Source organism: Chitinophaga sp. 10T418, from assembly GCF_056394125.1.
In genome coordinates this window covers 61,982-75,574 of the sequence record NZ_JBFTHG010000018.1, presented here as the reverse complement: position 1 = coordinate 75,574, position 13,593 = coordinate 61,982, and the positions used below count along the sequence as shown (strand labels likewise).

The window sequence follows — 13,593 nt, the reverse complement described above, 5'->3', positions numbered from 1 at the left end:
TTTCAGGTTTTTTTCTATTGCAGACAGTGATACGGGGGCAACAGATTGGTACAACAACCAATGCACTTCGTTTAACTATTGCCTGCAATTATAAAGGCCATCCTTTACGGATGGCCTTTTACTGGCAAATAAATTGAAGATTATAATTGTTATCAGTTGTTATACCTCTACTTCATTTACTGCTATGATTTTACAAAGATTAAATCGCCTGGTCTATAACTATAATGAGCTTAGCTCCTATTGCCCGTTTTGGCTTGCCGAACCTGTTGCCCTTCTTTATTATTAAACTTATACACAATACTCATCCGATACCGCGCCGCATTAGGATTACTTATCTGATTAAAAGTATAATTGCTCCCCTTTGTAAAGGTTCTGTATTGGCGGGAGTTCAATATATTAGTACCATCTATCACCACCGTAATCTTGTTCTTCCAATAGTTTTTACTGATACCCACATCTAACGAGTGTGTAGCTTTTGTAAGTGTTTGTGCATTCCGCTGTGTACCTGTAAAATTATAGCGCATCTGCAATCCTAGCTGCTTAGGCAGCTTTACTTGTCCACTCACACGGGCGGTGAGTGCCTGCCCGGAGAAATCATAGTCCTGCAATTCATATCTGCCGTGTTGAGTAAAAGAGTAAATATTAAATTCTCCACTGAGCTGTAGTGGCTTTATAGGCTGGTATAAAATAGATAATTCAAAACCCCTGCGTTGCTCATTTTGTATATTAATAGGTAATGTGATAATTACCTCCTTGTCATTTCTATAGGTATAATCTTGCAAAGGATCATTTGTATAGTGAAAATATAAGGATGGATTGAATGTCAGGTTTTTCCATTGCCGCAGGAAGCCCCATTCAAAAACATGCGAATAAGAAGGATTTAATGCCGGGTTACCAATTGATTGTGCATTAAAATCTGTCAGCTCATTAAATGGATATAATAACCATAAAGAAGGGCGATTCACTCGTTTGCTATAGCTCAATTGCATACTTGTGCTTTCCTTAAACTGATAGCCCAGATGCACTGTCGGAAACAGTCGGTTATAATTCTTTTGTTGACTATATACATTTTTCTGATCAGCGATCTCAATCCTCGTGAGCTCTGCCCTCAAACCCAATAAATACGAAAAGCGGTTCACTTTACTGTTAAACTGGGCATACGCGCTGCTGATCAGCTCACTGTATTGTAAATCGTTGTCTATATTATCTATGATTTCCCGTTTCAATTCATTCTCCTGCTCGGCTATAAATTTGCTGCTCACCCGCCTGCTTTCTGCCTTAATGCCAACATCTATCGAAGATACCGCTCCTAAGGGTTGGGTAAAATCCGACTGTATCAAAAAGTCTTTACTCTTACCAATAGCATTTGTTTTAATTTGGGGCAGTATTGTGTAGGTAGGTGCGTTATTACTGGTGAGTAATTGCCAGGTTTTATCACTATTCCAGAAATCGTATTGCATTTCCACACTAAGCTTGCGGCGGGGATGCTTAAAGGTTTTTGTATAATTAAATTCCAGTTGATTATAATCGCGGTGCTCCCAGGACTCCCCTCTTCTTACCAAACTGCTATCTACCCTGTGGTCTGTGAGTACGCCAATATCTGCAGATGTTTTATCATGGTCCTTCGTTGCATTCTTCAAAAAGGCCAGGGTAATGGTATTACGGTCATTCACAAAATAATCTGCACCAAGATAAAGCATCTTACCATCATCATGCCTGTCTTCTGTTTTCACTTGCTGCAATTGCGCATTTGAACCTGTTTGTGTGGAGGAATAATTACCTACATAATCAGAATTCCTGAATCCAAAAGTTGAAAACAAATTGATCTTTTCTGATTTATAATTCAGGCTTGGATTAATGCGCGCATCATTAGGATACCCTGCTGCCAAACGCACCTGGCCGGTAAACCCCAGTTTTTTATTCTTCTTTAAAATGATATTAATGATGCCAGCAGATCCGGCAGCATCGTATTGTGCAGAAGGATTGGTGATAATCTCAATACGTTCTACCTGGTMTGCCGGAATCTGCTCTAAGGCATTACTTTGTGTGAGCCCGGATCTACGGCCATTAATGAGCACAGATACATTGCTATTACCTCTCAGGCTGATAGTACCCGTTGGACTAACCGCTACTGCGGGTACATTATTCAAAATATCAGTAATAGCGCCACTTTGTGAGAGAATGTCCTTCCCTACTTCAAAAACCTTCTTATCCAACTTCAAACTTATGCCTGGCTTTTCACCTGCCACTACCGCCTCTTTCAACAGCCGGGCATCTTCCTGCATATAGACAACGTCCATATCCACTTTCAAATGTTGGGCTGATACCGTGCTTGTTTTTTCAAGTAATTGATACCCCAGGTAAGAAAATGCTACAGCATAATTGCCTGCAGCAATGCCTTGCAGGTTGAATAACCCTTGTTCATCACTCATACTACCGCCTAACAATTTTGCAGTACTGTCTTTTATACTTACCGTAACATATGGCAGTGGCTTTTTAGTACGTTGATCATATATTTTACCAAAAATAACACCCTGGTGAACTTGTGAAAAACCGAACTGTGGTTGTATGCAGCAGCCAACTAATAGTAACAGGGAAAATAGTAATGTTTTCATGCGTCATAAATTTCTGCCACAAGATTACCCCGCAATTATAATTATTCAGTTCATAAACTTGTGAACTGCACAATAAGCTTTTGTATTACACTTTCCCAATCATTATTACTACTATCTTTATGGCATGTACCGTATACTCCTTGCCGTTATCTTTCTTTTTTCACTTGCATCCTGTCAAACAGGCATACCTGTAAATATTGGCGCCCCCCTCTTTAAAACCGGGGATGACACAGCCTGGGCGTCAAAAAACCACGCAGATACCACCTGGAACACAGCGCAGGGTGATACAGATGATAAAATATACTGGCAGCGAATAACAATAGAAATACTACAACCTCCCGCTACAGCGGGGGCATTGGGACTAAGAATAAATACCTTCGGCGCTTTCGACGTTTATTGGGATGGCGAAAAAATAGGCAGCAACGGACAGGTACAAACACCGGCTGTACGGGAAATACCTGGTACTGCAACCAGCCATTACCTGATACCTACCCATCTGGCAGGTAGGGGTAAACATGTATTGGCCGTTCGAAAATCACAAGCCTACATGAGTGATGACAAAAGACGTGTAGATATTACCATTGCACCATATGCACAGCTGCTGAAGCAGCCTATTACAGGTACCTCCATCATGAATATTGCAGCAGGCATGTTTTTACTGGCAGCCGTATATTATTGCTTTATGTTTGTCAATAGCAGGCGAAAAGATACCTCAATACTGGTTTTTAGTCTTACTTGCCTATTGTTTTTTTGTCTACAAATGGCAGAATATATAAAATTCTATATTGATATACCTTATTCACATTTTTACGTTCGGTTGGAAATAATCGGTATACTTACGTTTATCATCGCTTTATTAATTCCCTACTATTTCTCCATCCAGTTTAACTATAAGAGAAAAATCCGGCTACTTGGCCTGTTATTGATTGTATTAGTAGCTATTTACATTTACAATTTCCAGCACTATGATATCACCGCACTTCGCTTCAGTGAAGCAATGTGGCTTGCAGCAACATATATTGCCGGAGTAGCCGTCTATCAAAAGCAAAAATCAGGGATTGTTGTGTTAGCGGGTTTGGTAGTAAGCGCCATTATCAGCTATTTCTTTTATTTTGACATCAGCTTATATTGCAGCTTTTGTATTATCGTATTGTGCATGCTGTATTTGCTTACTGTAAAAGCAAAAGAAGCAGAAAACGATTACCGGTCGTCATTACTACTTTCTGCACGGCTGAAGATGGAGCTTATCAAGAAAAACATTCAACCGCATTTCATCAAAAATACACTTACCTCTTTGATAGATTGGATAGAAGAGTCTCCTCAGCAAGGCATCGTATTTATACAGGCGCTTTCCGATGAATTTGATCTACTTAACCAGATTTCAGAGGAAACGCTGATCCCTGTAGAAAAAGAAATAGCACTGTGCAAAACACACCTTACTATCATGCAATTCCGGAAAGAAATTAAATATACCTGGATAGACGAGCATATAGACCCCGCAGATACCGTTCCGCCTGCCATTATCCATACAGCTATTGAAAATGGCATTACCCATAGTGCTCCACTCAGCCATGATACCGTATATTTCCGGTTATCATTTGAACGCAATGCGCAGTATAAACAATATACGTTAACTACGATCGCTAAAAACCGAACACCTACACATAAGAAAAAAACAGGTACAGGCTTCCAATATATAAAAGCGCGGCTAACGGAAAGCTATGGCGACAACTGGGAATTCCTGTCTGTTGAAAAGCCCGATGGTTGGGAAACTATCATTAAAATATTTTATACCGCATGAGAATATTGATCATAGAAGATGAAGCAAGAATAGCGAAAAGAATAGAACGAATGAGTCGCGAAATCTTTGGGCAACTATTGGTATCCATTGACAAATGTGAATCTATAGAGGAGGGCTTGTTGTACCTGGAACAACACCCCATTGATGTATTATTACTGGATCTGAATTTAAATGGTGAAGACGGATTTACAATATTGACAACCGTAGTAGCCAAATCATTTCATACAATCATTATATCAGCCTATACAGAAAAGGCCATCCATGCATTTGCTTATGGCGTACTCGACTTTGTACCAAAGCCATTCGATGAAAACAGGCTATCGCAGGCATTTGCACGCATCAGTGCTGCAAACACGGAGGCAAAAAATGGCATGCAATATCTGGCAATAAAAAAAGCTGGAGCCATATCTCTTATCGATGTACAGGATATTTGTTATATCAAAGGTGCGGGTATTTATACGGAGATTCATTTACAAGATACGGGTACTGTATTACATGACAAATCTTTAGAAAAACTGGAGCAGCTCCTTCCACCTATGTTTGAGCGTATTCATAAATCCTATATTGTAGCCATTACCCAGGTACACCAACTAATAGTAGGTGCAGGTGGTAAATATGAACTGGTATTGAAAAATGGAGAAGTATTGCCTGTTGGCAGAACGCGCTATCAACAACTGAAAATGAAGCGCTTCAACGAAGAGTGATAGCATTAGCAAGATAGCCCAATAACCATACATCATAAAAAGAGGATGTCTTAGAAAGATATCCTCCTATGAATCTTATGTTACAAAAACCGAACAAAGATGGCAGAAAATTTTTTCTTATTTTGCTTTCATTATGAAGCAACACATCCTTACCAGTTCACAGGCAAAAAAAATAATCCTTCATGCGGCCGGGCTGGCTCAACCCGGGCAGTTCGGGAAAGGGATCGAGGCAGTCTATAAACTCATCGACCACCTTGGTTTTATTCAGATAGATACAAACTATGTTGTTGAGCGGGCGCATCACCATGCTATTGCCTCCCGCGTACCTGACTATAAACCGGAATGGATTGATGAGCTGCTGGCAGATGGACACATCTTTGAATTTTTCACTTACGGTACAGGGTACATTCCCATGCACGAATTCCGTTTTTCATTGCCTGTTAAGGAAGGTTTTTTATCCCGTAGAAAGCCCCTGACACCACCTGAGATCAGTCTTATGAAGAAGGTGCTCGATAGAATTGCCCGCGAAGGCCCTCTCATGGTAAAGGATTTTGAGAACGACCGCCCGGTGGCAAGCTCCGGTTGGTGGGATTGGCGGCCGGCAAAGGTTGCACTCGAAAGACTGTTCCTCGATGGAAGCCTGATGTGTACCCGTCAGAAAAATTTCCAGAAAGTATATGACCTGCCCATCAACCTGATTCCGGCTGATGTTGATACGACCATGCCAACCTCAGAAGAATTTGCACGGCATGTTATCCGGCGTTCTTTGCAATCCCTCGGCATTGCCTACGCAAAAGACATCGCCTGGCGAGCACATTACGCAAAGGACAACCTGGTAAAAACAGAGCTGGAAAAGATGGTAGCCGAAGGCGAAGTTTGCCAGGTAAGCATCGAAGGACTGAACACCGCTCCCCTGTATATGTTACCTGAGTATAAAAACAAAAAAATAAAACTGGGCGATAATGCATTCATTCTCTCTCCCTTCGACATATTAAATGTGCTCAGGCATCGTTTAAAGGACTTCTTTGACTTCGATTACCAGATAGAGTGCTTTGTTCCCCAGGCAAAGCGGAAATACGGATACTTCTCTTTGCCGGTATTAGTGGGCGACACCTTTGTCGCCAGGATGGATTCAAAAGCCGACAGGAAGCATCGCATACTAACAATCCATAACCTACATTTTGAATCGTTGAAACCATCCCCTGACACGATCAACAAAATCGTTGATGCGATTAAAACATTCGCAGGTTTCAACCAATGCAGGGAGGTTACCATTAAAAAATCGAATAATAAACAGCTGCTTAAAGCTATCAGGGACCGCCTCAGTGAAACAGTTAAGCCAATATAGAAATATTGAGTTGCCTATAACTCAAATTTGTAGCTTTTTGTTTCTAAATTTACGCTCATGAACACCTTTTGGGAAAAAGTGACCATGTATCATCCGCTGTCGGATGAAAGCCGACAGGCATGGGGGAATATCATTACAAGTCGTACCTACAAACGTCATGAAACGTTGGTGATGGAAGGCCAGGTGCCGCGGCTGGTGGCCTATGTGGTGAAGGGACTGTTCTCGCAATACTATACAGCGCCGAATGGAGATGTGGTGATCAAACGTTTCTTTCCGGAAACATTCCTGGTAGGCTCAATGAGTGCCATGCTAACCCAAAGTCCCAGTCAGTTTACAATCCGTGCACTGGAAAACACCACTGTGTTCGAATATCATTTCGATGAATTTAAAAAGCTGACCATGCTTTGCCCTGATATGGCTGCATTGTATATCCGCTACCTGGAAATACATTGGGTGGTGGAAAAAGAACCACTGGAAATATCACTGCGCTATGACACTGCCAAAAGCCGCTATACAGCCTTCCTGGAACAGTTCCCGGCGTTGGAACACCGCCTGAAACAACACGAGATTGCTTCCTATCTTGGTATTACACCTACACAATTGAGCCGCATACGTGCCGAGCTATAGTTTTTTTTGAAGTATCAACATTTGTAAATGTTTTTCAGGTTGGCATGTCTGAATTTTGTCCTCATAAAAATGAAATTTATGAAGAAGATAGACTACCTGGAAGACCAACTCACCAACAAGGCCACCATACATCACCCCGGCGAAGGAGAACGACTGGAAATGGGAGGTGCTTCCTTCGTTTTTAAAGTAACCAGCGAAATGTCCAACAGCCACCTGGGCGTATATGAGATCACACTGCCACCACATACCATCGGCGCCAGGTTGCATTACCACCGTTTTATGGATGAAACCTTTATGGTAAACAAAGGCGTTCTCACTGTATATGCCGGGGAAGATACACATCACCTGCAACCCGGATCAGTTGTGTATGTGCCACGTTTCACGCCACACGGTTTTGCCAATGATACAGATGAACCCGTAGTGCTTACACTCATTTTCAATCCGGCGGAGAAAAGGGAAGGCTTCTTCCGCGGGCTGGTGGATATACTCAGCGAACAACCTATTGACCCGGCCAAATATCTCAAACTGTATAACAAGTACGACAGCTTCCCGGTGGATGTCAACAATATGTTACCCGTGAAGTGATACATACTATAAAATGTATAAAGCGAAAAGCCTGCACTGTTGCAGGTTTTTCGCTTCTTCTCCACAGACTGCCTACTTTTTCGGCGCCGTATTAGTATACTCCGCTGCCGCTTTAAACGCTCTTATATAAGCAAGTCTTTTGGGGAAAATACCATCCGGAGCCAGCGTCGGCTTTCCTACGTTATCAAGTAAAAAAGAGAGGTCTGTTCCCAGCTTTAGCTGTGCCGCCCCGTGACAGCCCTGGCATCCGGTTACGACAAGCAACTTCCCGTGGTATAATGTATTTGCGCCATTATCGTGAGGATGTCCTATATCACTACCCCTGAAACGCCCCAGGGTGGAATCAGATTCAACAATATAGTTTGCCAGGTATTGGCTTATCGCATTCCCGTCTCTCTCAGGATTTGCCTGAACACCTATTAAGCGGTAATGAGTTAGAGGAGATTTGGAATTTTTAGCTGAAATCAGGGTATGCGCATAATCGCTTGCCTTTTCTGCGATATCTGAAATCGGTCGTAGACGGGGGTAATCGAGATGAGCTTTGTTGGGGATTTCGTATCCGCTGTCATTAAGTTCCACGTAAGTATGGTGGATATTGGTCTTTTGATAATCCTGTAAATCTTCATGCTCAAAAGTTGCAAAAATGAAAGCAGGGTAATTCTGGGTTTTATGAATGATATGCATTCCCACCAGGACGAACAACCGGTTAGTATAGTATACCTGGTTGCCGAACCTGTAATAAGAAATCGCTTTACGGGTAATATAGCGGGTGGTATCAATGCCATAGTTATATAACATCCATGCGGTTTTTATTTCGATGGTACCGGTTACGGGATTCCCATCCGGTCCTTTTACGGCTCCGCAGGGTAAGCTGACTATCATTCTGTCAGACGCACAGTTACACGGTGCTCCCGTTTTATAATATTCCGTAGGGTTTTTAATAATCCACTTGGTACTGTCTGTGGCCCTTAGCAGACTGTCTTTGGTGGGGTATTTTTTTAGAATATATTCATATTCGGCCCTGTTTACTTTGGCCTGGTAAAGTACCAGGTTCGTAGGCCGTTCACCTAAATTTCCATACACATTACAGGAGCCGATCTCATTGTTTTCATCGAGGTTATTAAAGAGCGTGAAGCTGAAATTTTCTGATGCCGACTGGTATGGTAGTGGCATAATACCGTAACTGTAATGCGGGGCATTGTCGAAGGGAAGCATCTTGTCACTGTATGGTCTTAGTTCCGTTTTGTGAGCATATGTTTCCCATACAGTCAGGCCTGGATAAGGAAGGTTATACGACCACCTGATATCCGGGTTGTCCCGCATCTTGTTCTCACTATAGGAGGACTTCCAATTCAACGCCAGGAATTCATTCCAGGCAAAGGCTGCCAGTTGTTCAGGCGTTGCATTACTATCTATATCCGCAGGCGGAAACGGACTAAATACTATATTATAGGCTGCACTTCCTATTGATGGAGAATTATTCCAACGTATGAAAATGATCGTTCCCATTACAATAATGGCGATGATTAAAAATAGTTTTTTCATAAGATCTAAAATTGATTTTGGATAGTTATATGAGGGTATTGTAAATAGTGAAGCATGATTATTTCGTCACACAAAGAACCTGATTGCACAGAAAAAATTTCCTATACATCATAATTGACAATCGCTATCAGGTAGCAAGGTTAACTTCCTACATGCTATGTTTTGAATAAATATGGCAACCAGGGGAATACCAAATGTTACTAATGCATGCTATTGAAGAAGCAATGCCATGGGAGTAAAGCGTTATTTGAGGGTTTTAAATAATTCTTAGGATATGTAATATTAAAACTGATACAAGCTTTCTATCATGGTGCCTATATGTCAGGAGATACTATTCAGTTTTAATTATCTTTTGTCTATATGGGTGTATCTTTCCAAACGTTAAAACTAAAATATTGAAACTTTTTCATTGTAAAAAATATTTTTTACATACATCAATGGTTCGGTAGTTTAATACCCAATACACTCCCTTTAGTGAATCTTCCATCTATACCGAAAACTGGTTCCCCGGATTATGTTATATTTATAGTGATCAAAATCATCTACCATGGCAAAACAAATGTCTATTATTTCCTTTACGGGAAAACTCGGCAATCTCATTGGGTATAAGCGCAATGGCAACTACTTTCTGCGCTCCATGCCTCAAAGCGTGCAGCAAACGGCTGCTACCCGCCGCGCATCCCGGCGCTTTGGCATCGCCAGCAGGAAAGGCGCTTTTATCCGTCATGCTTTCTACGGTAACCTGGATATCCCCTGTGATGGTGCCCACATCAATCGGCTCAACAAACTACTCATTGCTGCCGGCGATCATCACGAGACCATCACAGGCTTCCGCTTCAATCAGCATACCGGAGTAGATCGTTTCTTTGCGGTGACTCCCCGGCTTTTAAGTAACGGAGTATTAAATATCCCCGCACAAACCATCGTTGGACCTAAAGGTATTGCTGCGCTGGAAGTAAAAGTGATCGCCACGCGTATCGATTTTACATCACGTCAGGTAGCGGGTAGCGAAACGGTGACGCTCATGATAGATACGGATACCACTTTCCAGGAAACAAATGTTTCGCTCGATGTACCCGGGCAGGGCTCACTGGTAGTCGTTTTCCAGGTAAGAGCCATGTACAAAGACGGCCCATCCGGCAACAGACAATACATGGCCGCTGATATTATTGCAGTGGCAGCGCCACAAGCATTCAAATACGCTCATAAACGCAGGCACCCAAAGCGCACGATATTGCTTCCCAACCTTGCCTATACACGCGCATATCCAGCTCTCATTCAACTGGAATAAAGCGATCATGCCCCGGAGATATTTTGATGAATAAACCCCTTATACCTGCTTCCTTTCAATAGTACATCTCTTTCCACAGCTACAGCATACTTCTGAAGCAGCACTGCTATGGCCGGTTCTGTCCTCCATCCATTTGCTGATTCAATTTCATCCCGGTTATACATCCGGAACTCACCCCCGCATCAAGTCCACCTCTACTGCAGGGTTACTATAGGTACGTAGCGGGTGCAAAGCATAGCATAGACGGAGTCTACATAATGAAAAGGCAATCAAAAAATCCCTGTACTTTCAAATCAAGCACTGGCTATTACATATGATCTTCACATTTTCGGTATCGAGTGTATATTTTTAGCTGAAAGATTTTCTTGAGGTAATTGATAATAGCAGACATAGAAGCTACAAGGCAACAGGCGTAAAATGCGATAAAAAGAGTCTCTGCAACTCAAGGACATCTCTTCTTCCTTTTCGCGGGCATTCTTTCAGGTAGAATTCCGGGGCATAGAAGTATATCTTCTTTATGTTATTCCTGGTGATTAAATGTATGGTGACTCCCCCTGCATCAAAGATATCATCATGTGTTTTTCCTTTTTCCACCGGGCATCCACCGCCTTCTTCCGCATCATCTTTTATCTGCCAGGGTTTCAATTGAACAATGATCTTATCCAATTCAGCGGGTATTAAACCTGGTCGTCATCCACTATTGGTACCTTGATTTATACAAAACAGGGAACTAATGGAGCATATGGAACCGGTGGAATTCAGGACTGGGGATGCTTTGAAAAAGTTATTTAATTGTTCTTCTCATCATTGGTGGGATGCAAAAATTCGCAGTAAAATCTACCTACATTATGATATAAATAGGTTTTCCTGCTACGGGAATACGTAATTGGTGCACCACTTTTCTTCATTAGATGGATATACTTATGAACACATCTTACAGATATGCGCATTTTTTTTGCCAGTTCAGAAGGCGTACCAGTTGATCTTCTATATATGAAATTGTCAAATACTCTGATTCTCTCAAAAAATAGCTCAGACATAGGGGGATAGATAGTTTTTTGCAGGTAAAAAATTGAGTCAACTAAATATGACAGTTTGGGGCACTCATACAATCTATTTCATTCAAAAACATCCAGTAGAACCATCAATGCCCGAAATTAAGTCTTCACTTACTTTTTAACTACCATTTTTCGGGAAAATAGTGATGCAATTTTATCCCTCCTTTTGCCATTTGCTTCCAGGGAAGCATCACATAAATTCAAGTTATCCCAGGCTGTCCACACAATCTCAGCAAATAGGGCAGCGGCGAGATTGAATTTCTCATCTTGACGGGCAACATAATTTAATATTTATATTGCTGGCCTCAACGCTCACTTTCCTTTCTATCTTTTATAGTGAGGACTCCATCACCTGTCAGTACAACACCCACACACAAAGCGCTACTGTAGCCTATTCCCATAAAAACAACTACCCTCTTCGAAATTTCAAACGTTTGAATAACAGATACTTTCTTCTCCATTACCATTACAATTTTCACGCTTCTTGCTGGTTAAAATTTTCTAGTCTAACTTAAACCTGAGTACTAAAATCTGAACCCAACAGGTAAGAGCACCCTGATTTTGTTACCTGCAATTTTGAATAAATGTTACCCACTGGTACCACACCAGTTATCCGATTGACCCGTAGTATTTTCTAAACCAAAATAAGTAAACATGAAAACTCAAGGTATTCTCTCATTACTGGCAACAGCCGTCTTATTTACCGCCTGTAAAAACAATCTCAAGGACGAACTGCAGCAACCCAACAACAGCAAATCCACCCCCGAAGCCACTGCCAAACTAACCGGCACGTATGAAGAGCAGGTATTTTCCGGGCTTAATTTCTACAATGGATACGCCGCCAATGCTTACACAGACGCCGGTGGCGTTATTTATCTGAACAACACGGTAGCCATCAAAAAAATATCGCTGAAAGGAAAAGCCGACCCCACTGCCACCTTCAAAGGAGAACTAAGGATATATCAACAGGGAGACGGATATGACCGCGATGGGCAGATCTTCTTCATCAAAGATTCCGTGGTAAAGGCACTATTAAATAACCAGGTAACTTTTGATGCTGCCGCCAAATCAAAAATCGATAGCTATGCGCCCAAAACAGGCTACCTCTATGTTACACCATTCTTCTATTGGTATCAATCTATTAAATCAGTACCATATACCTTTAACCTGAAAGACGTTGCATCGCTGCTCACCAGTGAGGACTCCTGCTGGGTAGGCGTAAGCGCCTGGGGCACCCATCTCGATCAATCTGATTGGATAGGAAAAAATGAGCCACGCTCCTTCTCTGCCGATTTCAAAATCACGGCCGATAATGGCACCGTTAATACAAATCCTACTTATATCCAGGCCGTACAGTTTGGCAGAATAACCGATGCTACCGGCGCCAATAGCCGAACCCTCACCCAAACCATCACAGTTCCCTGCAACCTCAGGAATGCAAAGATAGTAGTGATGTCACAGGCATGGGGAGCCGGCTCTGGTGGCGAAGAATATACTTACCGCACCCACAATGTAAGCTGGGACAACAGCCAGATAGGTACCTTCTCTTCCAAAGCCGCCTGTGGCCCCAATACGATGAGAAGCTTTGATATATCTTCTTCTCCCCGCAACTGGTGCCCTTCAGAAATAGTAGCGCCTCATACCATCAATATCACAGGTAATATCACGGCTGGTAGTAGTCACACCGTTAAGGTGGATATTGTGAATGCCAAAGCTGATGGTAATAACTACTTTAAATTATCCGTTTACATTGCCGGAGAGAAGTTCTGAGGAGATAGAAGGATAGAATAAATGCTTTCATTTAATTGCCGTGAGACTTCTTTGGCTTAAAGAAGTCTCACTTCTACAAAGTTTTAATGACGTTACTTTTGCTCCTTCCTGTGATGAAAATTATGTTCCTGAAAACTCTTTTTTATCCTTACATCTTTCTTCAGAACTCATAACTGCTTTTTTAATAATCCAGGTGAGAAGCCCAATATTGGGAATTGGAGTGATGTGAATAATCACCGGCTATGATAG

11 protein-coding genes are annotated in these 13,593 nt (G+C 41.9%); 7 read left to right on the top strand and 4 right to left on the bottom strand.

Going from position 1 to position 13,593, the window contains the following annotated elements; translation table 11 throughout:
* Window positions 1-230: 230 nt before the first annotated feature.
* Window positions 231-2,615, bottom strand: coding sequence for a TonB-dependent receptor (locus tag AC1DCV_RS33085; protein WP_477027178.1), 2,385 nt, complete (start codon window positions 2,613-2,615; stop codon window positions 231-233).
* Window positions 2,616-2,739: 124 nt separating this feature from the next.
* On the opposite strand from AC1DCV_RS33085, the gene AC1DCV_RS33080 reads away from it, so the two are divergent.
* The 5 genes from AC1DCV_RS33080 to AC1DCV_RS33060 all read left to right on the top strand — a co-directional run bounded on the left by AC1DCV_RS33080 (window position 2,740) and on the right by AC1DCV_RS33060 (window position 7,680).
* Entirely contained in the window at window positions 2,740-4,416 is a 1,677-nt protein-coding gene (locus tag AC1DCV_RS33080; RefSeq protein WP_477027177.1) for a histidine kinase, read from the top strand.
* Entirely contained in the window at window positions 4,413-5,120 is a 708-nt protein-coding gene (locus tag AC1DCV_RS33075; RefSeq protein ID WP_477027176.1) for a LytR/AlgR family response regulator transcription factor, read from the top strand. The genes AC1DCV_RS33080 and AC1DCV_RS33075 overlap by 4 nt, the downstream gene beginning before the upstream one ends.
* Window positions 5,121-5,253: 133 nt before the next feature.
* Window positions 5,254-6,468 (top strand): winged helix-turn-helix domain-containing protein, encoded by a 1,215-nt coding sequence (locus AC1DCV_RS33070; protein WP_477027175.1) that lies wholly within the window; start codon window positions 5,254-5,256, stop codon window positions 6,466-6,468.
* A gap of 57 nt (window positions 6,469-6,525) precedes the next feature.
* On the top strand, window positions 6,526-7,095 hold the full coding sequence (locus tag AC1DCV_RS33065) for a Crp/Fnr family transcriptional regulator (RefSeq protein WP_477027174.1): 570 nt from the start codon (window positions 6,526-6,528) through the stop codon (window positions 7,093-7,095).
* Window positions 7,096-7,173: 78 nt separating this feature from the next.
* Window positions 7,174-7,680, top strand: a complete 507-nt coding sequence (locus AC1DCV_RS33060) for a cupin domain-containing protein (protein ID WP_477027173.1) — start codon at window positions 7,174-7,176, stop codon at window positions 7,678-7,680.
* A 72-nt stretch (window positions 7,681-7,752) separates the two neighbouring features.
* On the opposite strand, the gene AC1DCV_RS33055 is transcribed toward AC1DCV_RS33060, so the two are convergent.
* Window positions 7,753-9,225 (bottom strand): hypothetical protein, encoded by a 1,473-nt coding sequence (locus tag AC1DCV_RS33055; RefSeq protein ID WP_477027172.1) that lies wholly within the window; start codon window positions 9,223-9,225, stop codon window positions 7,753-7,755.
* Between the two features lie 547 nt (window positions 9,226-9,772).
* Here AC1DCV_RS33055 and AC1DCV_RS33050 point away from each other — a divergent pair.
* Window positions 9,773-10,516, top strand: a complete 744-nt coding sequence (locus AC1DCV_RS33050; RefSeq protein WP_477027171.1) for a hypothetical protein — start codon at window positions 9,773-9,775, stop codon at window positions 10,514-10,516.
* 396 nt (window positions 10,517-10,912) lie between these two features.
* Here AC1DCV_RS33050 and AC1DCV_RS33045 read toward each other — a convergent pair whose 3' ends face one another.
* Complete coding sequence (locus tag AC1DCV_RS33045; RefSeq protein WP_477027170.1) at window positions 10,913-11,182, bottom strand: hypothetical protein; 270 nt, start codon at window positions 11,180-11,182, stop codon at window positions 10,913-10,915.
* Window positions 11,183-11,304: 122 nt separating this feature from the next.
* Window positions 11,305-11,556 (bottom strand): HTH domain-containing protein, encoded by a 252-nt coding sequence (locus AC1DCV_RS33040; protein WP_477027169.1) that lies wholly within the window; start codon window positions 11,554-11,556, stop codon window positions 11,305-11,307.
* A gap of 672 nt (window positions 11,557-12,228) precedes the next feature.
* Between AC1DCV_RS33040 and AC1DCV_RS33035 the strand changes: the two genes are divergently transcribed.
* Complete coding sequence (locus AC1DCV_RS33035) at window positions 12,229-13,344, top strand: peptide-N-glycosidase F-related protein (protein WP_477027168.1); 1,116 nt, start codon at window positions 12,229-12,231, stop codon at window positions 13,342-13,344.
* Window positions 13,345-13,593 lie beyond the last annotated feature (249 nt).